This window comes from Roseovarius sp. (genome assembly GCF_040219995.1).
GTDB lineage: Bacteria > Pseudomonadota > Alphaproteobacteria > Rhodobacterales > Rhodobacteraceae > Roseovarius.
This window is the reverse complement of record NZ_JAVJUC010000014.1, coordinates 186903-212357: the sequence shown is the minus strand read 5'-3', so window position 1 is coordinate 212357 and position 25455 is coordinate 186903. Positions and strand designations below refer to the sequence as shown.

Genomic DNA, 25455 nt, shown 5'->3' with positions numbered 1-25455 from the left:
CTGCGCCTGGCCGACGTCGCAGCACCAGACAAAGCCGCGCCCGACGCACGCGATGGCAAAACAAGGACCAGGAACGCCGGTTTCACGACACTCCACCGAAAGGAATAACCCGTGGCACATACTGACTATCCCCGCGACAGCACCGCGCTTCTTTGCGTCGATCCCTACAACGATTTCCTCGCCGAGGACGGCAAGATGTGGCCCGCGCTCAGCGAAGTCTCCAGATCGGTCAACCTTCATGCCAACCTCGCCAAGCTCCGTGCGGCGGCGCGTGAGGTCGGGCATCCGATCTTCATCCTGCCGCATCACCGCCACCACCCGAACGACTTTGAGGAGTGGGCGCACCTGACGCCGTTCCAGGCCTCGGCCCATGAACACGAGATGTTCGCCGAAGGCAGCAAGGGCGGTGAATGGTACGAGGGGTTCGGCCCCGACCACGGCGACATCGTCGTCAAGGAACACTGGGGCGCGTCGAGCTTTGCCAACACCGACCTTGATGTGCGGCTGCGCCAACGCGGCATCACCCATGTCATCTTCGTCGGGGCGATCGCCAATACGTGTACCGAAGCGTCTGCAAGATATGCGGCCGAGCTTGGCTATCATGTGACCCTCGTTCGCGACGCAACGGCGGCCTTGTCCCCGGAAGCGCTGCATGCCGCCCACGAGATCAACGGCCCGACCTATGCCCATGCGATTCTGACCACGGCCGAGGTGGTGGGGAAATTGGTCGGCGACACGGCCCTATGATCCCCGCGTGGACCAGTCAGCCGTAGTTGACCGCGTGATCGTTGCATCAGTCTCTTCAACACTTTCCTGAAATCAGGAGATTTCCATGAACGAAACCACTTCCGACCCAGATCGCATGGTCCACAGCCCGCATGTCCAAACCGCATTGAAAGAATGGCAACGCATCTTTTTGCACCTTGACTGGGACAAGCTGCCCAATCTTCTGGCAGACGACGTGACGTTTTCCAATCCGGGCGACGCGATGCCGTTGCGCGGCAAGAACGCACTCGTCGGCAGCTTGGGGCTGTCATTCAGCATATTTGACGAATTCGAATATACGCGGCATTTCAACGGCGACGACGGTCATGTCCTGGAGTTCCGCGGCAGCGTCGGCGATACCGCGTTCACGGGCATAGATATCATCCGCTTCGATGCCGCTGGCAAGATAGCGGACCTTGTCGTGATGATCCGCCCGATAGCTGCCGTCATGAAACTTGGCGAAGAAGCCACGCAGCGCATGGCAACTGCGAACCAAACTGCGCAGGAAGAGAGCGACGTCTAAGTTGTTTCAGCCGTCGAGCTTGCGAGGTTTTCACGAGGTCATGCCTCAACGTCCTCGCCTGGGGTCACGTAACGGTGATCCTGCTCCTGATCCTTGCCTCCGTGGTCCTGAGCGAATGGGTGTCGGCCCGGATGCACCACGCCATCATCTGATCATGCGATGCTGTCCCTCCGGCAGAGGCAGGCGGGACATGCGAATGGTCTTGGTGGTTTTGGTGCGATGACCCGCGCTGTTGCGAGGGCCGACATCGTGGATCATTTGGCGGCCGCAAGCACGATATCCGAGGCGGCCCGGAACATCGCTGCCCGCCCGTTATCGGCCGCGCGCATAGTGGCCCTGCAAAGGCCAAGCACGGCTTCGAAACTCGTGGCGTCACCATTTTGCATATCTGCCAGGAACCAGCGCACGATCCGCCAGCCGCTGACGAGATGCGCATCGGCGATAACCGGGTCAGGGATCAGTTGTGACATCAGGGCATTCAGTTCCGTGAATACCGCGTAGACGGTGTCCGGGTCCGTCGACAGATGCGACATATCCTGTGTGCTTATCATGCCCAGACGCCGTGCGACCTCCTGCGGTACCGGTGCATCTGGCAGGCCCGCCACAAGCCCCAACAATGCGCCATGCACGGCACAATGCATACCGCGCTGCGCCGGGTCCATCGGGTTCACGACGGAGCCGACACCGGTGCGCACTTCGATCAGCCCTTCATAGGCCAGCCGCTGCAACGCCTGCCGCACCGGGGTGCGCGACACACCGAACTCGTCTGCCAGAACGCCTTCGAGCAGCAGGTGCGGCCCGTCCTGAGGTTGCAGGCAAATCCGCTTGCGGATGGCATCCGCGATATCATCGGCGCGTGGCTTGGCTATGTGGAAGGTCATTCGCGTCTCATCCCGGAACAGTCAAGTGTCACAGGTCCGACATACCGCCTGTATACACGTATGCAGAAGCTATATTGCACAGGGACTTTTCATGCAACACGCGCCGCCGCCTGCCCGCCGATCCGCACCTGACTGGGTCGGGCTCGCGGTTGTCGCGGCAATCCTGCTGAGCCTTACGATCCTTGGGGGCAATATCTGGCTGAACATGCAAGCGGCGGGCGTGACACCGGGATACGGGTTCCTGACGCAGACCGCCGGGTTTGACCTGAGCGAGAGCCTGATCCGCTATGATGCGGGCGACAGCTATGGGCGGGTGATCCTCGCGGGGCTGCTCAACACGGTGTTTCTGGGCATATGCGGGCTGGTGCTGGCCACGGGTCTGGGCGTGCTGATGGGATTGGTCAGCGTGTCACCCAGCCCGGCGGGCCGCATGATCGGCCTGCTTTACGTCGAACTTTTCCGCAACCTGCCCAAGATCCTCGTTCTGCTGGTGCTCTATGTCGTGGCGGTGCGCGGCTTGCCGCCGGTGCGCGAGGCATTCTCTATCGGCCCACTGCATCTGACCAACCGGTCGATTTATTTGCCGGTGATCGAAACAGATGTCCGGCAAGCTTGGCTGTTGGTGCCTTTGGCTGTTGCAGTTGCGCTCAGCCTGCTCTGGCTACGTCGCGCGCGCCGCATAAAGCGCGACAAAGGCAAGGACATAGAGGTTCTTCCCGTGATCCTCGCTTTGATCATCAGTTTTCCGCTGATCTTTGGTCTTCTCGTCGATACGCCGCTGATGACCAGCGTTCCAGAATTCCAGCGGTTCGATTTCGAGGGCGGAGCGCGCCTTTCGGTGCAGTTCCTGGTGGTCTTAGGGACGCTCGGGCTCTATCACGGCGCGCAGATTGCCGAGGTGGTGCGCGGCGGTATTCTCGCGGTGCCACAGGGCCAGATAGAGGCCGCGCGGGCGCTTGGCTTGAGCCCGCGGCACGTGACGCGCTTTGTCATTCTGCCCCAGGTGCTGCGGATCGTGATCCCGCCGATGATCAACCAATATGTGAATCTCATCAAGAACACCTCGATTGCCATCGCCGTGGGTTATTCCGATCTGATGTCCGTCAGCGGCACGATCATCAACCAGACATTCCGACCGCTCGAGATGATGCTGATAACCATGGGGCTCTATCTGGGCCTGTGTCTGGTCGCGTCCTCGCTGATGAACCGCCTGAACGACAGGCTGCGCGCCCGCAGCGCCGGAGGTGCCAGGTGATCCCGCCATCCCCGCCCCCAGAGGCGCGCCGCGACCTGTGGCGGCAATGGTTTGGCACGCCGGTGACCGCGCTCGTGTCGCTGATCAGCGCGGCTGTCGCGCTTTACGTGACGTGGGCCTTGCTGGATTGGATGGTGATCTCGGCGCTGTCCCCCACACAACCGATGGAGGATTGCGCCGGGTCCTCGGGGGCGTGCTGGCGCTTCTATCTGGAGAAAAGCCGGTTCATGCTGTTTGGCACCTATCCCTATGCCGAACATTGGCGCCCTGCCTTGGTTTCTCTCCTGCTGCTGGCGCTGTCTGCGCTGGTGGGGTTGCGGATCACCGGGCGGCTTCGCTGGCTGCGGCCACGGATGCTCGTGGTGCTGTGGGTCGGGGTGATCCCGCTGGCCTTCGTGCTGATGGGCGGCGGCGCGGCCGGGCTTGCGGCAATCGACATGTCACGCTGGAACGGGATGCCGGTGCTGCTGATCCTGTCGGTCATCGCAATCGCGCTGGCCTTTCCGCTGGGGGTGGCGCTGGCGGTGCTGCGGCACCAGACCCGCTGGCCGGTGCTGCGCCGCGCCGCTATCGTCTATATCGAGGGGATGCGGGGCTTTCCGATGGTCACGGTGCTCTTCGTCGGTGTTTTCGTGCTGCCACTGACCCTGCCGCCCGACACACGTATCAGCCCAGTCATGGCGACGCTGATCGCGCTGGTGTTCTTTCACGCCTCCTATTTCGCCGAGGATGTGCGCGGCGGGTTGCAATCCCTGCCCGACAGCCAGCACGAGGCCGCCTTTTCCCTTGGCCTGTCCTGGGGCAAGACGATGCGCCTTGTGCTGTTGCCGCAGGCTCTGTCGCGCAGCCTGCCTGCGCTGGTGAATTCGGTGATCGGGGCCTACAAGGACACATCGCTGGTCGTGGTGCTGGGCATCCACGATCTGACCTCCACCGCGCGGATGGCGTTCAGCGAACCCGGCTGGGGGCAATTCGCGCTGGAGGCCTATGCCTTTGTCGGGGTCTGGTTCCTGTTGTCTTGCGCGTTCCTGTCATGGGTCGGACGCGAATTGCACCGCAAGCAAAGCCGAAAAAGTCACTGAGGCTGTCACGAATCTGACGAAATACACCTGTATACAGGTGGCAGCATCCGTTGATGCTCACGCTTTGCAATCGCAGGAGTTTTTCATGCCCGCCGCCCATAACCTCATGTCCGTCAGCGCCGCGATCTTTGCCGTCGCGGCGGCCCCCGCATTCGCGGGTCCGATCATGGACGATATCAAGGCCAATGACAGCCTGGTCTGTCTGGTCAGCCCGACCGCCCCCGGTTTTTCCGTGCCCGACAGCACGGGCCTCTTTCAGGGCTTCAACGCCGATTTCTGCCGCATGGCTGCTGCGGCGGTTCTGGGCGACGCGGGCAAGGCCGACATTCGCGGCGTCGGCTTTTCCGACTCGATGAAGACCATTGTCGCGGGCGAGGCGCATATGGGGTCGCGCTCGATCACCCGCACCGGCACCCGCGACGCCGATGAGGGCATGGCCTTTGTCGTCACGACCTTCTTCGACGGTCAGGGCTTCATGGTTCCCAAATCCCTCGGCGTGTCCAGTGCCGCCGAACTTGACGGTGCCAGCGTCTGCGCCGAGGACGGGTCGACAACGCTTCTCAACATTGCGGACTGGTTCGGCGCGCAGGGCATGACCTACCGGGTCGAGAACATCGCCGACAAGACCGCCCGGCTCGAGGCGTTCTTTTCCGGCAAATGCGATGTCTACGCCTCGGATGTGACCGCGCTGACCGCGGACCGTCAACTGTCAGAGACCCCCGCCGATTACGTGATCCTGCCCGAGGTTATCTCGAACGAGCCGCTGACGCTGGTCACGCGCCCGGACCAGGCGTTCGAGGCTGCCCTGTTCTGGGGATTCCAGGTCATGTTGAATGCCGACAGCCATGGCATTACCTCGGCCAATATCGACACGGTCGTGGCTGATCTTGACAACCAGTCGCCCGCCGTGCAGCGCATGTTCGGCACCGACAGCGCCACCACCGACATGGCTGCAAAGCTTGGCCTGGCGAATGACTGGGCCTACCAGATCGTCAAGCAGGTGGGCTCCTACGGCGAAGTTTTCGACCGTCATCTGGGGGTCGAGACGCCCTTCGGCCTGAACCGTTCGGAAACGCCCAACGCACATGCGGAAAACGGCGGGCTGATGTATCCCTATCCGATCCGCTAACCCCGGTTCAGCGCGCTCCGGTTCCCGGGGCGCGCGTTTTTCTGTCCAGAGAGCAAATGCACGAAGACCTGATCATGTCCCATCGGGACACCTCGGTGCGCGCAATATGCCCGCGACCCGGTGGCGGGCATGTCCTTACCATGGGGTTTCCCGGTCTGTATACCGATTTTCGCGGGCAAGCCCTGATCAATCCCGACAGGATGGACGCCACGTTAACCCACGCATCTGAAGCAGGGATGCGGCTGCTTCTGATCCTGACCCAGCCCGATGAACTACCCCAGGACGCTATCGCGATGCTCCGTCGGGCTGTCAGTGCGCGAGGTGTGCGCGCCCTCGCCTTGCCCATCGAGGATTATTCCGTGCCCGGTCCGGCCTTCATGCGGGCCTGGAAACGCTTGTCCCCTGTCTTCAGAACGGTGTTCACGTCTGGCGCGTCCGTCGGCATGTGCTGTCACCATGGCGCGGGCCGGAGCGGTGTAATCGCCGCCATGCATTTGATTGACGCCGGACAGGCGCCAGAACATGCGGTGCGCCTGCTGCGCCACCAATTCCCGGAGACGGTGGAAAACGACCGTCAGCATGACTGGCTGACAAGATATGCCATCGGATTGTGACGCCGGGCGGGTCCTGGTTCGGGCCAGGAGCAATCGCAGCATTCCATAATCTGGACGGAGATCTGGAGACCGGGTCAACCGCTGATGCGCTCGGCCTGGCGCAAGGCAAGGGCCTGGATTGTAAGAGATGGACCTTCGCCTCCACCGGAAGAGGGAAACACGCTTGCATCGGCTATCCAGAGATTCGGATGATCGTGGCTGCGACCAAAACGATCCGTCACCGATGTGGTGCTGTCGATGCCCATGCGTGCAGTGCCAAAAACATGCGTCGCCGTGAATTCATCCCAAGAACCGAACTCCTCGACGATCGTTTCGGCCCCTGTACTGTGCAACAGTTTCCGCGAATTGCTCGCCATGTTGTGCAATAACGTCAGGCTGTTTGAGGTCAAAACCGAATTGATTACGGGAAGGGCCAAGCCATCGCTGTCGTTCTCATCCTCGGACAAGGCGATGTAACTGCGCGCGTCAGCGATGACCGCGCCAGTCGCGCCGACGGTAATGGCGGAGCCAAAACTGGAGCGCAGTCGCGTTTTGAACGCCGCGCCAAAGCCGGTGATGAGCCGGGACGCATAGGCAGCCGGACCGGTCAGCCCTATCTCCTGAACAGCCGATGTATAGCGACACCCCCCAAAGGCGTCCGCTGCGCCATCAGGAGCGCTTTGGGACCATGCAACGGCATCTGCGGGAAGACCCATATGACTGTTGCGCAAACCAGGCAGCAGCGCGGTGCTGTGCCATGACAGGGTTTCCATGAAATTACGCCCGACCTGACCCGACCCGTTGGCAAGCCCGTCAGGCGTTTGCGTGCTATGCGAGGCAAGCAGGAGCCGAGGTGTCTGAACCGCTCCGCATGCGAGGATCAACTGTGGTGTTTCCTGTCGTATGCGACGTTTCTCATGGACATAGTGAACTGCGGCAATCCGGCCGTCGCGCGCGGCCTCGATGTTTACCACCCGTGCCTCGGGTATCAGCTTGAGGCGTCCGGTCGCCTCTGCGTGCCTTAGAAACGTGACATCGGTAGACCCCTTGTCGCCCAAGGGACAACCGCGGCTACATTGCCCGCAATAATTGCAGGCAGGCCGTCCATCAAGTGGCTGCGACAGCGCCGCGCGGGCATTCGGCTCGAATGGCAGACCGATACGCTGACCAGCCTCTGCCAGACGTTGGGCGGCTGGACTGAGCGGATGGGCCGATTGCGGATAGGGGGCAGAACGCCATCGCGCACCGTCAGTCTCTGGTCCGGCAACGCCGATCAGGTATTCGGCTGTCGTGTAGTAGGGCTCCAGCTCTTGATACTCCAACGGCCAGTCTGCCCCGATCCCGTGGTCCCGTGCGAGTTTGAAACTCTCAGGATGCAGTCTGTGCGCCTCACCGACATAGTGAAGGGTGGAGCCACCGACGCCCATCACGTGCGAATAGCCTGACCGACTGGGCTGGCGACGGGCATTCAGGGGGCGCTTGCCCTGAACGGCGTTCCAGCTCTGTAGGTCCGCGTTTGCAGGATCGAGCCGCCCGAGATCGCCGTAGAGGATTTGCGCGCGACTGCCAGACTTGACCGGAAAGGTTCGGCGCTCCCATCCCGGCTCTGTCAAGGGATAGTCTTGCGACGGGTCAAAACGCGGACCTGCCTCGAGAAGAAGGACCTTCAGCCCGGCTGTTGTATGGGCCCATGCCGATGCGGCTCCGCCAGCCCCCGAGCCGACAATCACGACATCATATACCTCACCGCTCATGTCCAAGGAGGAGGGTACCCCTCTGGCTGTGGGGCTGGGTTGAGTGAAAGCCCGGCATAGGTCTGCGGCTGGGCGTAGTATATTTCTACAGTCATCTGGCGCAGCAATTGAAAGAAGCGCCCCGGCACCTCGTTGTAATCTGCGCGCTCCATGTATCTGAGAACATCTTGACGCGTTTCGGAAGGCAACTCTGCAAAGCTACGTGCATCCAGTGTGTCGAGCCATGTCGTCCCAAGCGCGAAGAGACGGTGCAGAGAGCTGCCCTTTGGTGCAAGCAACATGAGTTCGGCGCTCACGCCAAGCAATGTGGCCGACGGCGTCATGTCATCCGCTGGCAAGAGAGTGTCGATCACGGCATCCAGGGTCTGGCGTTCGATTGTTGCAGTTTGTCCGACCGCCGGCGAAGACACCAGCGACACCAGGCAGCCAGATGCCAATCGCAGAATCGCGTCTCTACGGTTTACAGCCAATGCGCTCTTCAAGAGAGGCGCAGATTGATTGTCAGGCGCGCGTGTGCTGTTCATAGTTCGTTAAAGCCGCCTTGTGCCGTAGCGGACGAAATTCTGATGCAGCGGACATCTATGCCTCGACCGGCTGATGTTCCGAGTCAGCTCATGTCGGAGGTGGCAATACCGGAGCCGGAGCATCCGGTTTGTCGTCAAACTCGCCGTAGGAATGCGTCCCAATGTAGCCGCCGACAGTTCCGTCGAAGCCTAACGTCCCACCAAAGTTGTAGTAGTTTCCGATACCGCCCAGAATGCCGAACGGGGTGCCATCAAAGCCAAGGCCAAGCCCAGCCTCTGCAGCAATGTCATCGTCGCCGAGGATGCCAGTCAGGCGTACATTCGGAGCAACCTCACGACCGAGCAAATCGAAATGCACGGACAGGCGGCCGCCTTCCACGTCGCCATCTCTATCAACGCTGCTGTGAACCACGCCAACAATGCCTTCGAGCGTGGCGCGGGAGCCGATACCCCAGTTCAGACCAACAAAGAGTGATGTATCGTCATTGCTGCCGGCAGAGTTGACCGCCGGTGGCGTCACAGGCGGCGGGACAGCAGTTCCTGCGACGCCATGTGTTGCGAGAACCGTAGCACCAAGGAACGAAGCGAAAAGTCGTATCATCTTCATGTTAACCTCCGTATGACGTAGCTCATTGCTAACATTTCAAATTTTCATGTCGAGTCTTGTCATCAACGCCACACCTTGGAAAAAAACGGATACGCCGAACGCTTCGACGCCCGGTTCAGAGAGAAACTGCTCAATGGCGAATTCTTCTACAGCCTGCGGGAAGTCCACATCGTGATCGAGCAATGGCGTGTCCGCTACAAAACCCTCACCGCCCCTCGATCCGCACCGAAAAGCTGGTCTGTGCGCCACGCGGCGGCGCGGGAAAGGGCGCGGCACGCTCCACCACGGTGAGCGCCGCGCGGTCGAGCCGCGAGGAGCCCGAGGAGCGCGCAATCCCCACCGAGGCGAGCCGCCCGCCCGCACCGATGGAGAAGCGAACCAGCGCCGCGCCGCGGCTGGCGGCGCGCGGGCGCGGCACGCGGGCGAGGTGGCGCATGACCTCACCGGGATAGTTGCTGGCCGCGGCATTGCCCTGCGCAGAGCTTTGGCGGGACGTGTCGCGGCCCTGCCGCGCGGCGGCGGCACTCTCACGCCCGGCGGCGCTGCCGGTGATGGCGTCGCGGCTGGCGTTGTTGCCTTGCCGGCTACGGCTGCGCGTCTCGCGGCGCTCAGGCTCGGGCGATTGGCGGGCGGCCGTCTCTTCAATTGCGCGCGGGCGGGCCTGCGGGCGGCGCGAGACCTGTAGTCCCGCCTCGGGCTGCGCCTCGATCACCTCCTGCGGGGCCGAACTGGCACGCTCGCTCGTCTCGCGCGTCGGCGTCGCGGGGCGTTGCACTGGCAAGGCGGCAGACGGGCGGACCGGCACGGCGGCAGCAGGCGGGGACGGGGTCGGAGTGACCCTTGCTGCGGCCACCGTGTCGGCGGGCAGCGCAGCCTTGTCCGGGGGAGGCGTCTCGGCCGTCTCCGCCGGAGCACGCGCGGCGGCCTGCGGGGTCTCGGGGCGCCGCGTCTCCACCGGCTCGGCCGGATCCACGCCGTCCTCAGCCTGCCGGTTAGGCGTCACCGTGGCCTCCGAGACGGGCTGCGCCACGCCCGCCGCCATATCGGCAAAACTGCTGCCCAGCGCGGCCTCGACCGCCCCTGCCCCGCCTGCGATCTCGATCTTCTCGGCGCTGTCCGACACCCACAGCCCCGCGCCGTGCAGCACCAGCGCCACCCCGGCGCACGCAGATAATACAACGCGCGAGCGGCGGATCATTGCAGCCCCCGTTCGGTCACCATCACCACGCGGGTCGCCCCTGCGCGCCGCAGCGCCGCGCCAAGCCGAATGAGATCGGGCGCGGGCAGCGCAGCATCGGGCACGATGCGCACGGTCGCGCGCGCCTCCTCGGGCAGCGCGGCCATGTAGGCGGCCGCATCCGGCAGGGGTTCTCCGCGATAGGCCAGCCGCCCATCAGCATGCACCACCAGCGCATCAGGCGGCGCGCGCCCCTCCAGCTCGGCGGTGCGCACCAGTTTCAATTCGCCATCAAGCGGCGGCGCCAGGGTCGCGGCGGCCATGAAGAAAATCAGCATCAGGAACACGATGTTGATCAGCGCGATCGTGGGCTCTCGGCGGCTGCGGCGCGCGGGCGCTCTCATGACGGCACCAGCACCTGCACCGACAGGCCCGGGATGCCGCGCAGCGCCAGTAGAAGGTCGGTCAGCCGTTGTGCCGTGACCTCCGCCCCGGTGCTGACCAGCGCGCGCGCCTCGCCCTCTGTCAGGGCGGCAAGCGCCTCTGCCAGACCCTCCAGCGGCACCTCCCGCGCATTCACGCGCAGGCTGTCTTCGCGCAGTTGCACAAAGATCGGACGTGTGTCCGAGGTCGCCGTCTGCCCCTGCCCGGCCGTGGCAAGGTCAACCTCCTCGAATTGCGATAACGTCGAGGACAGCATGAAGAACAAGAGCAGCAGGAAGATCACGTCGATCAGCGAAGTCAGCGACAGCTTGCGCCGCCGGAATGGCGGGTTACGCACTCCGGGGCACCGCCCGGCCCTGCGGCACGGGGTGCGCCACCGCCTGTCCGTCCGGGCCCAGCACCACGCTCAGCGCGTGATCGGCCAGCGCGCGCTCCTCGGCCATGCGCGATTCAAACCACGAGAGCACCACAGAGGCCGGCATCGCCACCGCCAGACCGGCAGCCGTGGTCAAAAGCGCCACCCAGATCCCCCCCGCGAGCAGCGAGGGATCGACCTGGCTTCCCGCTGATTGCAGCGCCTGAAACGCCTCGATCATCCCCAGAACGGTGCCAAAGAGGCCCAGAAGCGGCGCCACTTGCGCCACCGTGTCGAGAAAGCGGAAACCACGCTCAAGCCGGGAAAACCGCGCCTCGGCCTCGGCTTCGATCCGGCGCGTGGCGGCCCCGTCGCACGGATCAGCGGCAAAGGCGCGGGCGATCACCGGGGCAAGGTAGCTGCGCGAGCGCTCCAGCGTCCGCCGCGCGGCATGGCTCTCGCCCCGGTCCCAGTCCGCCACGGCGGCACGCAGCGCATGGTGCCGCCCGACGCCCGAGGCGCGGAACTGCCACAGCTTGTAGAGAATGACCGCCAGCGTCGCCACCGAGACAGCGGCGATAAGCGCGATTACCGGCCCGCCCATTTCCATGAGGCCGCGCAGCCGCTCGAGCATCGGGGCAAGCGCGCTCATCCCGACACCTCGACATCCGTCTCCGACGACAGCCGCAGCCCATCCAGACAGACGGCAGGCGTCAGCCCCTCGCCCTCGCAGGTGCCTATGCCGTTGACAAGAACCCCACTGATCCCGTCGCAGCCCTGCCCCGCCAGATCAAACTGCCGCACCCGGGGCCGTCCCGCAGGCAAGGTGCCGAAATCGAAGAGCGTCATGGTGGCCACCTGCCCCTCGGCGTCGAACAGCACCGCCTCGGTCACAAGGCTGTCGATATCGGCCTCGAGGCCGTTGCGGATGACAAAGCTCAGCCGACAGCCGCCCGCCTCGGTGGCGGTCAGGCTGTTGAGGCTGAGCGCGAGCGAGGGTGCGGCCGCCGCGTCAGCCTCTTGTGCCGCGACCGGCGTCGCGAGGCCGAGCACTGCACCGCAAAGGGCGCCCGCGAGACTGGATATGATACGGCGCTGCGCAATCATGGCATGATCCTCTTCTTCCCTGAACATAGGGGAATGGGAACCGCATGGCTGGCGCAGGGCTGGCACGGTCTTTGTGAACGGTGCGACCCGAAGGCCGCTTTGCCCGGCTTTTATCGCTCCATGAGCGAAAGAGTCAAGTATACGGCACCGGCTCACAGCACCCGCCGCCGCAGCAGCAGCCAAAGGAAATACCCCCCGCCCAGAACCGAGGCCACGCTCCCCGCCGGAAGCTGCATCGGATAGAGCGCCATGCGCCCCAGCCAGTCCGATCCGACCATCAGCACCGCGCCGATGCCCCCTGCCATCAGCGCCTGCGCCGCCACCCGGCGCGCGCCCAGCATCACCGCCGCATGCGGGGCCAGCAGCCCGACAAAGGCCACCGGCCCCAGCCACGCCGTGACCAGCGCCGCAAGCGCCGCCGCAAGCGTAAGGCACGCAGGTCGAGCGAGCCCAAGCGACAGCCTCCGCGCCAGCGCCATGTCATCGCCCGCCGACAGGAGCGTGAGCCAGCGCCGCATCATCAGCACCACCCCAAGCCCCAGCAGCGCGGTCAGCGCGAGCAGCCCCGCCTCTGCCCCGGTGACCCGGTAGGTCGACCCGCCAAGCCAGCCGATGATCGCATAGCTATCCTGACTGCCTGCCGCGAGCGCCACCTTCACCAGCGCATCGAGCAGCGCCGCGAGCGCGATGCCCGTCAGCGCCAGCACCGTCGGCGCATGATCATGCCGCCGCCCCAAAGCGAGCAGGAGCGCCAGCACCAGAAGGCTGCCGAGGATCGCGCTGCCCGCCCCCACCTCGTGGATCGACCCACCACCGATGATCGCCGTGCCGACGAGCGCGACGGTCGCCCCGGCGGTCATGCCAAGGATGTCGGGGCTGGCCAGCGGGTTGCGGATCAGCCGTTGCAGGATCACGCCCGACAGCGCCATCGCAAGCCCCGCCGCCGCCGCCCCCAACACGCGCGGCCAGCGCAGATCGAAGGTGAGAGCCGAGGGAAAGCCCGCCTGCCAACCTGCCTCAATACGCCCCAACGTGAGCGCGGCAAGGGTGATGCCGAGCCCGGCCAGCACGATCGAGCATGCCGACCATATCGCGGTGATGGATGGCGGCCGAATTGTCGAGATGGGATGTCATACAGAGCTTATCGGTAGAGGCGCGCAATACGCACAGCTAGCGAGTTGACCCTACAAAGAGTCTGACTGAGGATTCTCAACCATACCGGTTGGACGGCGCAATTGGTCTCTTCCTTCGACAGCCCAGTTACCGCTTGGGTCATCGGCGGCTATTGTGAAGACGACACCGGACTGCTGCAACAGCCCCCCATGCCAGATCAGATGTCGAGCGTGTTGTCCTTTTCCCATTGGGTGAAATGCGACACATAGGCATTCCATTCCTGCATCTTTAGGGTCAGGAACGCCGACGAGAACGCCTCGCCCATCGCTGCCTTCAATGCCTTGTCCTTGTCATAGGCGCGCAGCGCGTCGAGCATGTTGAGCGGCAGGCTGGGCGCGCCGCGCACCTTGTGACCTTCGGCATACATGTCGATGTCATGGCGCTTGCCCGGATCGGCCTGCGACCGCAGGCCCGACAGACCCGCCGCGATGATGACCGCCTGCAGCAGATAGGGGTTGGCGGCACCATCCGCGAGGCGCAGCTCGAACCGGCCAGGGCCGGGCACGCGCACCATATGGGTGCGGTTGTTGCCGGTCCAGGTCACGGAGTTCGGCGCCCAGGTCGCGCCCGAAGAGGTGCGCGGCGCATTGATGCGCTTGTAGCTGTTCACCGTCGGATTGGTGATCGCCGCCAGCGCACTCGCGTGTTTCATGATGCCGCCCAGGAAATACTTGCCGCGCTCCGACAGGCCGACCTCGCCCGTCGGCCCCTCACCCTCACCGGCAAAGACATTGGTCTTTGCCGCCTCTCCGGGCGCATCCCAGACCGAGATATGGACATGGCAGCCATTGCCGGTCAGCCCCTCGACCGGCTTGGGCATGAAAGTGGCGCGGAAGCCGTGCTTCTCGGCCACCGACTTGACCATGAACTTGAAGAAGGAATGCTTGTCGGCGGTCTTGAGCGCGTCGTCGAATTCCCAGTTCATCTCGAACTGGCCGTTCGCATCCTCGTGGTCGGTCTGGTACGGGCCCCAGCCGAGATCGAGCATGTAATCGCAGATCTCCCGCACCACGTCATAGCGGCGCATCACCGCCTGCTGGTCATAGCACGGCTTCTCGGCGGTATCGAACGGGTCGCTGATCCGGTCGCCTTCGGGGGTCAGCAGGAAAAACTCGGCCTCGACCCCGGTCTTGACGTGCAGGCCCTCTTCGGCGGCCTCGTCAATCAGCCGCCGCAACACGTTGCGCGGCGCCTGTGCCACGTCCTCATCCTCCATGACGCAATTCGCGGCGACCCACGCGACCTCCGGCCTCCACGGCAACTGGATGACCGTAGAGGGATCGGGAATTGCCAGCATGTCGGGATGCGCCGGGGTCATGTCGAGCCACGTGGCAAACCCGGCAAAGCCTGCACCGTTTTCCTGCATGTCCGCGATGGCCTGCGCCGGAACCATCTTGGCGCGTTGGCCGCCGAAGAGATCGGTGAAGGAAATCATGAAATACTTGACGCCCCTGTCTGCGGCGAATTTGGCGAGGTCCGTGGCCATGCGATCTGTTCCCTGTTGTCTGTTATGATTTTGAAAAAGGCGCAGCTTCGGTGCCGCGCCTTCGGAGGTCTCCTCAGAATGTCGTGCCGGGCTTGCCGGGCCACCAATCCGTGCCGGCCAGCGGCACCTTTGCCATCGCCGCTGCTTCCATGGTGAGCGCGCAGAGGTCTTCAGGCTCGAGGTTCTGCAGCCGGTTCTTGCCGCAGGCGCGCGCGATGGTCTGGGCCTCCAGGGTCATCACCTTGAGGTAGTTCCGCAAGCGCCGCCCGCCCTCGACCGGATCAAGCCGCGCGGCAAGCTCGGGGTTCTGCGTGCTGATACCCGCCGGATCATTGCCTTCGTGCCAGTCGTCATAGGCCCCGGCAGTGGTGCCGAGTTCGCGGTACTCGTCTTCCCATTTCGGATCATTGTCGCCGAGCGCGATCAGCGCCGCCGTGCCGATCGAGACCGCATCCGCCCCGAGCGCCATGCATTTGGCGACATCCGCCCCGCTGCGGATACCGCCCGAGACGATCAGTTGCACCTCGCGGTGCATGCCAAGGTCTTCCAGCGCGCGCACGGCCTCGCGGATACAGGCGAGGGTCGGCATGCCGACATGTTCGATGAACACGTCCTGCGTCGCCGCCGTGCCGCCCTGCATCCCGTCGAGCACGACCACATCCGCCCCCGCCTTGACCGCCAGCGTGGTGTCGAAATAGGGCCGCGCGCCCCCGATCTTGATATAGATCGGCACCCGCCAGCCGGTGATTTCACGCAACTCGAGGATCTTGATTTCCAGATCGTCGGGCCCTGTCCAATCGGGGTGGCGGCAGGCCGAGCGCTGGTCGATGCCCTTGGGCAGGTTGCGCATCTCCGCCACGCGGTCGGTGATCTTCTGCCCCAGCAGCATGCCCCCGCCGCCGGGTTTCGCGCCCTGTCCGACGACGACCTCGATGGCATCCGCCTTACGCAGGTCATCGGGGTTCATGCCGTAGCGCGACGGCAGGTATTGGTAGACCAGCGTCTTTGAGTGGCCCCGCTCCTCTGGCGTCATGCCGCCGTCGCCGGTGGTGGTCGAGGTGCCCGCAAGCGTGGCGCCCCGGCCGAGCGCCTCTTTCGCGGCACCCGAAAGCGCGCCGAATGACATGCCCGCGATGGTGATAGGGATGTCGAGTTCGATCGGGTTGCGGGCATGGCGCGTGCCAAGCGTCACCGCGGTGTCGCAGGCCTCGCGGTAACCTTCGAGCGGATAGCGCGAGATCGACGCCCCAAGGAAAAGCAGGTCGTCGAAATGCGGCACCTTGCGTTTCGCACCGCCTCCGCGAATGTCGTATATCCCAGTCGCCGCCGCGCGGCGGATCTCCGCGTTCACACTTTGGCTGAACGTGGCCGACTGGATCGGTTGGGTGCGCGGGGCGCCGCTGTGATCGTCTTTCATGGCTCTGGCCCTCAATACGCGTTGTCGATGTTGAAATTATAGAGTTGCCGGGCCGATCCGTAGCGTTTGAACTCCTCGGGCCGTGCATCGCAGCCGCCGCGTTCGAGAAGATCGGCCAGCAGCGTGACATGCTCCGGGCGCATCTCCTTCTCGATGCAGTCGGCGCCCAGCGACTTGACCGATCCGCGCACGAAGAGCCGGGCCTCATAGATCGAGTCGCCCAGCGCATCGCCCGCATCGCCGCAGACCACGAGATTGCCGGATTGCGCCATGAAGGCCGACATATGCCCGACATTGCCATGCACGATGATATCGATGCCCTTCATCGAGATACCACAGCGCGACGAGGCATTGCCCTTGATCACGAGCGTGCCGCCATGGCCGGTGGCCCCGGCATATTGCGAGGCGTCACCGTCGATCACGACGGTGCCCGAGATCATATTCTCGGCCACGCCCGGCCCGACAGAGCCGCGCACAGTCACCGTCGCCTGCTTGTTCATCCCGGCGCAGTAGTACCCGGTAGAGCCCTTGACGGTCACCTCGATGGGCGCATCGAGACCGACGGCAATCGCGTGACTGCCGCGCGGGTTCTCGATCTCCCATGCGGTGAGGTTGGTCGCCTCCGCCTGCGCCTGAAGCGTCGCGTTCAGATCGCGCAGCGGCGTGGTTGCCATGTCGATGATCTGCATCTTACGCGGCCTTTTCCGTTGGGGTGGGGGTGTCGTTGTGGCTCCAGAAATAGACGGTCGCGGGTTCCGGCTCCCAGACGCGCGCCTGCTCGATGCCCGGCAGGTTCACCAGCGCGCGGTATTCGGAGCCGAAGGCCACGTATTGATCGGTTTCCGCCATCACGGCGGGTTTGCAGGCAATCGGATCGCGCACCACGCCGAACCCGTCCTTGGTGCCGAAAACGAAGGTGAAAAAACCGTCGAGATCGGTCAGCGCCCCCTCCAGCGCCTCGCCCAGGGTGGCCCCGTTCTGAATGCGCCATGTCAGGTAGGCCGCGCCGACCTCGGTATCGTTCTCGGTCTCGATATGCATACCTTCGCGCTGCAGCTTGCGGCGCAGGCGGTTGTGGTTGGACAGCGACCCGTTATGGACAAGACACTGGTCAGCGCCGGTGTTGAACGGGTGCGCGCCCATGGTCGTCACCAGCGACTCGGTCGCCATGCGGGTATGGCCGATGCCGTGCGTTCCCGACATCGCGCGCAGGTCGAAGCGCTCGGCGACCTCGGTCGGCAGACCCACCTCCTTGTAAATCTCGACCGTGTCGCCCGACGACATGACCCGGATATCAGGGTTTATCCCGGCGAGCGCCGTGCTGGCGGCGGAAAGTTGACCACGCGGGATTTCGAGAACCGCATGCGTATCCTTGCGACGCAGGCGCACATCGCCGCCAAGCGCGGCCCCGAGATCCGCCTCCAGCGTGGCGAAGGCCTGATCGGGGGTATCCGACTGCACCGTCAGCTTGGACACCGCCGGATTGTCCGCGCCATATATGGCGATGCCCGCGCTGTCGGGGCCGCGATCGGTCATGGTGATCAGCATGTCCGTCAACATCGACCCAAGCCGTGGTTCAAGCGCCTGGTCCTTGAGAAAAAGCCCGACAATCCCGCACATTCGCCTCTGCTCCATGTCCTGATTCCGCCCCTTGGGGCACCTCTGACAAAAGCTAGCATCACGATGCGTGATACGCAACAAAGGTGAAAAAAGTTTCCCCTTAGGCAATAACCTGCAAGCCATTCTTCTGCCGGTCCGCCTAAAAAAGCGGCACCGCTCCGGATCACTTGCGCTGCGGGTAGCTGATGATCGACAAATACCGGATCGGAAACTTGATCAACTCCTCGGGACCATGCGGCGCGTCGGCATCAAAGAACAGCGTGTCCCCCGGCTCGAGCCGGTAGGCCTCACTGCCGTGGCGATATCCGACAATACCTTCGAGCATGTAGATCGTCTCGATCCCGTCATGCTGGAAGGTCTGGAACGTGTCGGATTCGTCGTTCAGCACGATCAGGTAGGGCTCCACGATGACACCGCTGTTGTTCGATCCGATATGGCCCAGCAGGTTATACTGGTGCCCCGATCGCGTGCCCGCCCGCTCGGTTTCAACCCCCTCCCCGGCCCTGGTATGCACCGCCTCGCGCCGTTCCTCGTACTGCTTGAAGAACGCGGTCAGCGGAACCGACAGCGCATTCGCCAGCGACTGAAGCGTTGTCAGCGACGGCGAGGTGTTGCCGTTCTCGATCTTCGAGAGCATGCCGATGGACAGGTTCGTCAGCGCCGACAGTTCCGCCACCGTGATGTTCTGCTTCTTGCGAAACGCCCGAACCTCGCGCCCGATGGCAACTTCGAGAACCTTTTCCTTTTCCTCCAATCCCTTATGGGGATCCTGTGTCAGCTTGGCCAAATCTTCCGCCTTTTGGATGTTCATGATCACGATGCTGTCGCGACTATAGGGACATTCCGGCGACAATCCCACGGTTTGATTGCCACTCAGGAACTGCCCCAAAACCGCGTTGCTCGGCAAGAATCCAAACACTCATTCACGTCATCAGCATCTATTGCGTCCTGCCGCAGCCACAGGGCCGGGTGGCGCGCCAAGGCAGTCAAGCGCGCCGATGGACCCTCAGACCATGAAATGCCCCGGCAACCCACAGGATGGCCGGGGCGTTGCGTCAGGCGACCAAAAATTCCGGCTGCGTGTCGAGCCCGACAATCAGCGGATCGTGGTCGGACGAGGCGAACACATCCTCGCTGAAGAAGCCGGGATCGTTGAAGCGGCTGTTGTAGTTCAGCAGATCCGGCTCCTGCGCGTTGATGTGCCACTCGGTCACACCGGTGACGAGCGCGGCGATATCCTCCGAGGCAAGCGCCTGATCGAGCGTGCCCTGCTGGCCGTCGAAGATGAAGCTGAACGCGTCTTCCTGCCCAATGAAATTGTCGATCAGATCGACATAACCCGGGTCCTCGGCGATGGTCTGCACCGGGTCTTCCTTGGCATAGGCGTTGAAGTCGCCCAGCAAAAGCGCATTCTCGGTGCCGGTGCCGTTATACCCGGTCTCGATCCAGTCGGCGAGCTCACCCGCCGCATCCGCGCGCACCGCGTTCCAGAAGCCCTGACCATCGCCCTGATCGAAGTTCGGGTCAGCCCGCAGCGCGTCGATATCGGCTTGGGTGAAGCCGCTGCCGCCGCCATCGAGAAACGCCTGCGCCGCCTCGGCCAGATCCACAAGGCCGCTGTCACCCTTGGATTTGAAGTGGTTGGAGGAGACGGTGAAGGTAGCACCGGATATCTTGTCCTCGAACTCCGCCGCAACCGTGGGGCGGTTGCGCTGGAAGTCCCCCAACTGATCGCCGGAGCTGACGAACGGATTGAGCACATCGGCAAGCGCAAAGGTCTCTGCCGCCGACGCCTCGGTGAAGACGTTGAAATCGGAACTGACAAGATCGACGGCGGTGGTGTCGTAGATCAGGCCGTTGATGATCGCATCGGTGCCGATGGGGCCGCCATCGGTGGTTGGGTCGACAAAGGCAAAGCTGGACGCAGAGCCGCGCAACGCCGCCTCGGCATTGAGCGCATCGACGAAGGCCATGATGGCCGAACCGTCGCCAAAGCCATTATTCTCGATCTCCTGGATGCCAAAGACCTCGGCCCCGGTCTCGAAGAAGGCCTCGACCAGCTTGGTGGTCTGCCGCTCCAGATCGCTGGCCGTTGATGCCCCGCGCGCCTGCCCGGCAGGGTTGGTCGCCGCGCCGTCGCTGAACGAGGTGAAATAATTCAGCACGTTGAACGCGGCCACCTGAATGTCGCCACCCACATCTTCGGGCGTCGCGGGGCGCGCGCCTTCGTTGGTGGCCGGATCGACCACCAGTTGCCCGTCGACCAGCATCCGGTACTCGTCGAAACTGAACCGCATCACGCCGGTGATGTCGTCCTGTCCCGCATCGCCGGTCACCCCGATGATTTGCGAGCCAAGGCGCAGCGTCGCCCCCTCTGCGGTAAAGGTATCACCTGCATCAAGGATACCGTTGCCGTTGTCGCCCGGTGTCAGGTTCGGAATGAACTCGAACGCATCCGGGTTCTGCCCCGACTGCCCGTCATCGATGATCAGGCGATTGTTGAGGTTGTCCTCTATCACCTGCGCCACCTGCGCGGCCTCGGTCTGCGCATCGAACAGCTGCGTGGCCTGGGTCTGGGTGCCCGCACTCACCGTGATCTCGCCAAAGCGGTCGAGATTGAAATTCTCGATCACGGTAATCTCTTGTTCAACGATGCCGCTGGAAAGACGAAAGCGCATCCCCTCCACCGCCTCAAAATCCGAGGCGCTTTCGGAGAGCATGATCTCGGCCATGGTCGGCATCGGGTTGCCCGAGGATTGCAAGGTCACATTGGTGACATCGCCGATCTGGGTTTCCTCGAAAAACTCCGTCACCGTGCCAGTGACCGACACCTGATCGCCAAGGTTCGGAAGGTCCGCCCCGCCGGTGAAGACGAAGATCCCCTCAGAGGTGGCATCATTGCCGTCGCTGTCGGCATCCTCTTCCTGCAGGAAGAAACCGTCATCGACGAGGTATGTGACCACCGCACTCACCGTCACGACCTCACCAAAGCGCGCCGCGACCGGGCCTGCGCCCTGCACCTCGGAGATCAGCGCCGGGGTCGCCGGACCAGCGGCATTGGTGGCACCGGGCGTGTCGGCCGAAGTATCGCCGAACTCCAGTTGGGTGAAATCTCCACTGCCGTCGGGGTTACGCGCACCGCCCGCCGGGGTGAAATTTCCATCGGGACCAAACACATCGCGGCTGTAATTGACATCCGGCGTGGTATCGCCATCGACCAGCGACAGCGAGGCCAGGATCGCGCCGACATCGCTGTCAAGCGCGCCGTCATTGTCGGCATCCAGATCGTCACCCGCATTGCCGGTAAAGCCGTCCACCACGAGGAAGCTTTGCGGTGAGCCGAAGAAATCCAGCCCCGCAACACCCACATCGCCGATCTCAAGCGCCGGGTTGCTCTCTTCCGCGATCAGCAAGAAGCCGTTTTCATCCGCCACGGCGCCATCCAGAGAGATCGCGAAATCGACCTGTCCGGGCTCGAACTCACCCGAGATGGCGAGCAAGGTCAGCCCGTCAAAGCCTTGCCCCGGCGCAGCACTCAACTCCACAAAATTTGAGGTGTCGTCACTCGCCCCGCCGCTGGAGACGCGGAATTCGTTGATCGCCACATCCGCCGGCGGCGTTCCGCCGTCATTGGCGGCACCCCGGGTCTCGGCCTCGGGCGCGCGCCATGTGCCATCGTCATTGCGTTGCAACGAAAAGCCCTCGGGTGTGCCGCTCGCCTCGGCCACCTCGACATCGGTGGAACTCAGCCCCGCCGCAGGCCCGTCCGCAGCGGTCATCGTGCCCTCATAGCTGAGGAACTCGATCACCGTGCCGCCATTGACCAGCGCAATCCCGTCCGGCCCGCCGTTTTGCAGGCCCGGCGCATCGACAACGTAATAATCAAAGCTGCCATCCGAGGAGGTCGGGGCCGCAGGCAGCGTCAGCGTATTGTAGAGCCCACCGCCATTGCCGTTATAGAGCGCCAGCGTCGTGGCGCTGACATCGGTGCCCGCCGCGACGCGCACCTCGATGAATTCGCCGATATCAGCCCCGGCATTGTCATAGTGAAACTCGTTGATCCGTCCGACAAAGACCTGCGGCGGCGTGCCGTTCTCCGCCCCCGGCGTGCCCAGATCGCCCGCGCCAAAACTCTGTGTCGCCGTCGTCCAGTTTACGCCGTCGTTATTGTCGGCCGCCAGATCGACCAGTTCCATCGCCGCGCCGTTAGGATCGGGGAAGCCAGGGCCGCCGTCATATTCGACGCGGTCCACTTCGCGACCAAGCGTATCGGTGATCACGACTTCATCAGCCCCGTTGGCGAGCGCGACGCCGCTATACTGGTAATCCACCGCCACGCCACCATTGCTGGCCGTGTCGGCATTGCGCCCCAGTACCAGGAACTCTCCGGCTGCCAGCAAAAGCGGGCCACCATTGTCGATCAAATGGGCATCGAAATCATTGTCCGAGATGGTAAAGCCATTGAGATCAACCGCGCTGTCACCGGCATTGAATATCTCGAAATATTCGCCGTCATTGTCCGACACCGCCGCAGGGTTCTGCATGATCTCCGAGATGACAAGCTGAGCCAACGGCACGAAATCGTTGTTGAGCCCGCGCGTGTCCTGATCGGCGACCGACCAGCCCTCGCCCTCCTCATCCCGCTCCAGCGATGCACCGATAGGTGTGCCGCTGCCCTCGGCCACGCCGATATCGGTCGAGATGACGCCGATGGCGCTGCCCTCGGTGGCGGTCAGCGTACCCTCATAGCTCAGCAGTTCGATGAGCGTGCCAGCGTTCGACAGCGCGATCCCGTCCGCAGCGCCGTTCTGAATGCCGTTGGTGGGCAGTTCGACAAGGTAATAGTCGAACCCGCCCTCGCTGCTGACCGGTGCATCGGGCAGGCTGCGGCTGTCATAGACAGTGCCGCTGTCGCGGTAGAATTCCAGCAACAGGCCCGAGGCGTCCTGCCCCGCGCCAACCCGCACTTCGACGAACTCGCCGACGTCAGTGCCCGCATTGTCGTAGTGAAATTCGTTGATCCGCGCGTCGATTTCCTCGACATCGGCAACGGTCACGGCGATATCGGCGGTCGTGGTCACATCCCCGTCGCTGACGCCGATCTGCACGTCATAGACATTGTCGCCACCCGCGTCGCCCGGTGCCTCAAAATCCGGTGCCGATGCAAAGCTAAGCGCGCCGGTCGTCGCGTCGATGGCAAACAGCGCGGCATCCGCCCCGCCGGTGATCGCAAAGCTGAGCGCGTCGCCATCGACGTCACTGGCCAGAATATCCGCCGGAACGGCAATGCTGTTCTCATCGATGGTCACAGCGGCGCGGGCCGACAGGACCGGGGCGTCATTGGCCCCCTCGATGGTCACGGTCACCGTCGCCTCGCTCACGCCGCCCCGACCGTCATCGACCGAGTAGGTAAAGCTGTCGGTGGCCGTTTCACCATCGTCCAGATGATCGAAGATCGTGCCGGGATCATACACCACCTGATCACCATCGATCCGCACCGAGGCCCCGGCCTCGGAATTGGCCGACACCGCTGTGATTGCGACGCTATCGCCGTCAAAATCCCGGTCATTCGCCAAAAGGTCCGCCACCGCGATACCGGTTGTGCCATCTTCGCTCACCGTGGCGCTGTCATCGCCCGCGATCACCGCGTTGTTGCGCCCGTTGATAAATATCGTCAGATCATCCGCCGCAAAATACAGCGCATCGACCCCGGTCAGCAGGTCGCGGCCCGCATCGGCCACCGTCGCAGTCACGCTCGATACCGTCGCCGTCCGCCCGAACCAGCCGCCGCGCACCGAAATGTCGTAATCGTCGAAACCGCCTTCGTAGATCGCCGTGTCAAAACCGCGCCCGCCGTTCAGAAAATCGTTGCCCGCGCCACCGGCCAGATTATCGTCTCCACGACCGCCAAAAAGCTTGTCGCGCCCGGCCCCGCCGTCAAGGCTGTCGTTGCCGCCGAACCCGAACAGGTGATCCCTGTTGCCCGACCCGGTCAGAAGGTTGGAGTTGTTGTTGCCAAATTGAAAGCTACGCCACCACGTGGTCATGCCGATTCCCCCGAATACACCCAAGATGAACGCAGGTTTGGCAGGTCAACGTATAGAAATTGTGTCAAACACGGCGATTGGGCGACCCCGCTCCGAGTGGCTTGTGGGATCTCCGGATCTGCCCGCGCGACACCGCCGCCAACCACGTATTCTCAGACTGTGGGGCAAGTGGCGGACCCATCAGGATTCGAACCTGAGGCCTCTGCCTTCGGAGGGCAGCGCTCTATCCAGCTGAGCTATGGGTCCACTTGAGGCACCGTATAGCGGGGCCATTGCGACCCCGCAATCGCAAATTCAGTCGAAAAGCTCGTGGGCCAGTTCCAGCGCGTCGATCAGCGCGTCAACCTCGGCGCGGGTGTTGTACATCGCGAAAGACGCACGGCAGGTGGCCGTGACGCCAAGGTGATCCATCAGCGGCCCGGCACAATGATGCCCCGCGCGCACCGCAACCCCCTTCTTGTCGAGGATGGTCGAGATGTCATGCGCATGCGCGGCCCCGTCCATGGTGAACGAAAAAATCGCCGCCTTGTCAGGCGTGGTGCCCTGCACGCTCAGCCAGTTGAGCCCCGCAAGACGTTCCTGCGCGTAGTGGCACAGATCGTCCTCATGCCGCGCGATATCCTGCATGCCGACGCCCATCATGTAGTCCAGCGCCACGCCCAGACCGATGGTCTGCACGATGCCCGGCGTGCCCGCCTCGAATTTCATCGGCGGGTCGTTATAGCTGACATGATCCTTGCTGACCTCGCGGATCATGTCACCGCCGCCCATGAAGGGGCGCATCTCGGCGAGGCGCTCGCGTCGCACGAAGATCGCGCCAGAGCCCGAGGGACCATAAAGCTTGTGCCCGGTGATGGCGTAGAAATCGCAGCCCAGATCGTCGAGATTGACCGGCATATGCACCGCCGCCTGAGAGCCGTCCACGAGCACCGGCACGCCTTTTTCACGGGCCGCATCGCAAATCGCCTTCACATCAACTTTGGTTCCCAAGACATTGGAAAGATGTGTGATTGCGATCAGCTTGGTCTTGGGCGTGATGGCGTCGATGATCTTTTGCGGGTCGAGATAGCCGCGCGAATCCACATCCACCCATTTCAGCGCCACGCCCTGCCGCTCGCGCAGGAAATGCCAGGGCACGATATTGGCGTGATGCTCCATCACCGACAGCAATATCTCGTCACCCGCCTCCATCCGGGGCATGGCCCAGCCATAGGCGACCATGTTGATCCCCTCGGTGGTGCCGGAATTGAGCACGATCTGCTCCTCATCCGCCACCCCGAGGAATCGCGCGATGGTGCCGCGCACGCCCTCATATTTCTCGGTGGCAAGGTTGCTCAGGTAATGCAGGCCGCGATGCACATTGGCATATTCATGGGCATAGGCCGTGGTGATCGCGTCGATCACCACCTGCGGCTTTTGCGCCGAGGCCCCGTTATCAAGGTAAACCAAGGGCTTGCCGTTCACGTCTCGTGCGAGAATCGGGAAATCGGCGCGGATTTTTTCGACATCGAGCATC

The 25455-nt window shown here is 63.4% G+C and carries 23 protein-coding genes, 1 tRNA gene and 1 pseudogene; 7 read left to right on the top strand and 18 right to left on the bottom strand.

All coding sequences use genetic code 11. The annotated features are described in order from the left end of the window. Positions 1–111: 111 nt before the first annotated feature. Entirely contained in the window at positions 112–747 is a 636-nt protein-coding gene (locus RID11_RS05210; RefSeq protein WP_350136360.1) for a cysteine hydrolase family protein, read from the top strand. 85 nt (positions 748–832) lie between these two features. Beyond that, entirely contained in the window at positions 833–1288 is a 456-nt protein-coding gene (locus RID11_RS05205; RefSeq protein ID WP_350136359.1) for a nuclear transport factor 2 family protein, read from the top strand. A 254-nt stretch (positions 1289–1542) separates the two neighbouring features. Here RID11_RS05205 and RID11_RS05195 read toward each other — a convergent pair whose 3' ends face one another. Continuing rightward, entirely contained in the window at positions 1543–2169 is a 627-nt protein-coding gene (locus RID11_RS05195) for a winged helix-turn-helix domain-containing protein (RefSeq protein WP_350136358.1), read from the bottom strand. Positions 2170–2260: 91 nt separating this feature from the next. On the opposite strand from RID11_RS05195, the gene RID11_RS05190 reads away from it, so the two are divergent. From RID11_RS05190 to RID11_RS05175, 4 genes are all read left to right on the top strand, one after another. After that, positions 2261–3424, top strand: coding sequence for an amino acid ABC transporter permease (locus RID11_RS05190; protein ID WP_350136357.1), 1164 nt, complete (start codon positions 2261–2263; stop codon positions 3422–3424). Then, entirely contained in the window at positions 3421–4506 is a 1086-nt protein-coding gene (locus RID11_RS05185; RefSeq protein ID WP_350136356.1) for an amino acid ABC transporter permease, read from the top strand. Before RID11_RS05190 ends, RID11_RS05185 begins: the two co-directional genes overlap by 4 nt. Before the next feature lie 85 nt (positions 4507–4591). Then, a complete protein-coding gene (locus RID11_RS05180) occupies positions 4592–5635 on the top strand; it encodes a type 2 periplasmic-binding domain-containing protein (RefSeq protein ID WP_350136355.1) in 1044 nt (347 codons plus the stop codon). Positions 5636–5691: 56 nt separating this feature from the next. Then, on the top strand, positions 5692–6249 hold the full coding sequence (locus tag RID11_RS05175) for a protein-tyrosine phosphatase family protein (protein ID WP_350136354.1): 558 nt from the start codon (positions 5692–5694) through the stop codon (positions 6247–6249). 74 nt (positions 6250–6323) lie between these two features. Here RID11_RS05175 and RID11_RS05170 read toward each other — a convergent pair whose 3' ends face one another. The 3 genes from RID11_RS05170 to RID11_RS05160 all read right to left on the bottom strand — a co-directional run bounded on the left by RID11_RS05170 (position 6324) and on the right by RID11_RS05160 (position 9113). Beyond that, the gene (locus tag RID11_RS05170) at positions 6324–7982 is read right to left on the bottom strand and encodes a GMC family oxidoreductase (RefSeq protein WP_350136353.1); all 1659 of its coding nucleotides are present in this window, start codon (positions 7980–7982) and stop codon (positions 6324–6326) included. Then, the gene (locus tag RID11_RS05165; protein ID WP_350136352.1) at positions 7979–8506 is read right to left on the bottom strand and encodes a gluconate 2-dehydrogenase subunit 3 family protein; all 528 of its coding nucleotides are present in this window, start codon (positions 8504–8506) and stop codon (positions 7979–7981) included. Before RID11_RS05165 ends, RID11_RS05170 begins: the two co-directional genes overlap by 4 nt. Before the next feature lie 88 nt (positions 8507–8594). Beyond that, positions 8595–9113 (bottom strand): hypothetical protein, encoded by a 519-nt coding sequence (locus RID11_RS05160; protein ID WP_350136351.1) that lies wholly within the window; start codon positions 9111–9113, stop codon positions 8595–8597. Positions 9114–9194: 81 nt separating this feature from the next. Here RID11_RS05160 and RID11_RS05155 point away from each other — a divergent pair. Further along, positions 9195–9338: pseudogene (locus tag RID11_RS05155) on the top strand (integrase core domain-containing protein); the annotation flags it as partial. Here RID11_RS05155 and RID11_RS05150 read toward each other — a convergent pair. The 14 genes from RID11_RS05150 to RID11_RS05085 all read right to left on the bottom strand — a co-directional run bounded on the left by RID11_RS05150 (position 9319) and on the right by RID11_RS05085 (position 25454). Next, positions 9319–10311, bottom strand: coding sequence for an energy transducer TonB family protein (locus RID11_RS05150; RefSeq protein ID WP_350136350.1), 993 nt, complete (start codon positions 10309–10311; stop codon positions 9319–9321). The pseudogene RID11_RS05155 and the gene RID11_RS05150 sit on opposite strands and share 20 nt — an antisense overlap. Beyond that, positions 10308–10694 carry an ExbD/TolR family protein gene (locus tag RID11_RS05145; RefSeq protein ID WP_350136349.1) on the bottom strand — a complete coding sequence of 129 codons (387 nt, stop codon included), beginning with the start codon at positions 10692–10694 and terminating at the stop codon, positions 10308–10310. Before RID11_RS05145 ends, RID11_RS05150 begins: the two co-directional genes overlap by 4 nt. Continuing rightward, the gene (locus RID11_RS05140; RefSeq protein ID WP_350136348.1) at positions 10691–11071 is read right to left on the bottom strand and encodes an ExbD/TolR family protein; all 381 of its coding nucleotides are present in this window, start codon (positions 11069–11071) and stop codon (positions 10691–10693) included. Before RID11_RS05140 ends, RID11_RS05145 begins: the two co-directional genes overlap by 4 nt. Continuing rightward, positions 11064–11741, bottom strand: a complete 678-nt coding sequence (locus tag RID11_RS05135; protein WP_502949338.1) for a MotA/TolQ/ExbB proton channel family protein — start codon at positions 11739–11741, stop codon at positions 11064–11066. Before RID11_RS05135 ends, RID11_RS05140 begins: the two co-directional genes overlap by 8 nt. Beyond that, positions 11738–12196, bottom strand: coding sequence for a hypothetical protein (locus RID11_RS05130; protein WP_350136347.1), 459 nt, complete (start codon positions 12194–12196; stop codon positions 11738–11740). The genes RID11_RS05135 and RID11_RS05130 overlap by 4 nt, the downstream gene beginning before the upstream one ends. A 152-nt stretch (positions 12197–12348) precedes the next feature. Beyond that, positions 12349–13266, bottom strand: a complete 918-nt coding sequence (locus RID11_RS05125; protein ID WP_350136346.1) for an iron chelate uptake ABC transporter family permease subunit — start codon at positions 13264–13266, stop codon at positions 12349–12351. 260 nt (positions 13267–13526) lie between these two features. Then, the gene (gene glnT / locus RID11_RS05120) at positions 13527–14855 is read right to left on the bottom strand and encodes a type III glutamate--ammonia ligase (protein WP_350136345.1); all 1329 of its coding nucleotides are present in this window, start codon (positions 14853–14855) and stop codon (positions 13527–13529) included. 73 nt (positions 14856–14928) lie between these two features. Beyond that, the gene (locus RID11_RS05115) at positions 14929–16272 is read right to left on the bottom strand and encodes an FMN-binding glutamate synthase family protein (RefSeq protein WP_350136344.1); all 1344 of its coding nucleotides are present in this window, start codon (positions 16270–16272) and stop codon (positions 14929–14931) included. 11 nt (positions 16273–16283) lie between these two features. After that, positions 16284–16961, bottom strand: a complete 678-nt coding sequence (locus RID11_RS05110) for a GXGXG domain-containing protein (protein ID WP_350136343.1) — start codon at positions 16959–16961, stop codon at positions 16284–16286. 1 nt (position 16962) lies between these two features. Next, positions 16963–17892 carry a class II glutamine amidotransferase gene (locus RID11_RS05105; protein WP_350137730.1) on the bottom strand — a complete coding sequence of 310 codons (930 nt, stop codon included), beginning with the start codon at positions 17890–17892 and terminating at the stop codon, positions 16963–16965. 163 nt (positions 17893–18055) lie between these two features. Then, complete coding sequence (locus RID11_RS05100) at positions 18056–18703, bottom strand: helix-turn-helix domain-containing protein (RefSeq protein WP_350137728.1); 648 nt, start codon at positions 18701–18703, stop codon at positions 18056–18058. Positions 18704–18947: 244 nt separating this feature from the next. Next, the gene (locus tag RID11_RS05095) at positions 18948–23939 is read right to left on the bottom strand and encodes an ExeM/NucH family extracellular endonuclease (RefSeq protein ID WP_350136342.1); all 4992 of its coding nucleotides are present in this window, start codon (positions 23937–23939) and stop codon (positions 18948–18950) included. Between the two features lie 169 nt (positions 23940–24108). Next, positions 24109–24185 (bottom strand) — tRNA-Arg (locus tag RID11_RS05090). 48 nt (positions 24186–24233) lie between these two features. Beyond that, on the bottom strand, positions 24234–25454 hold the full coding sequence (locus tag RID11_RS05085; protein ID WP_350136341.1) for a cysteine desulfurase: 1221 nt from the start codon (positions 25452–25454) through the stop codon (positions 24234–24236). Position 25455 lies beyond the last annotated feature (1 nt).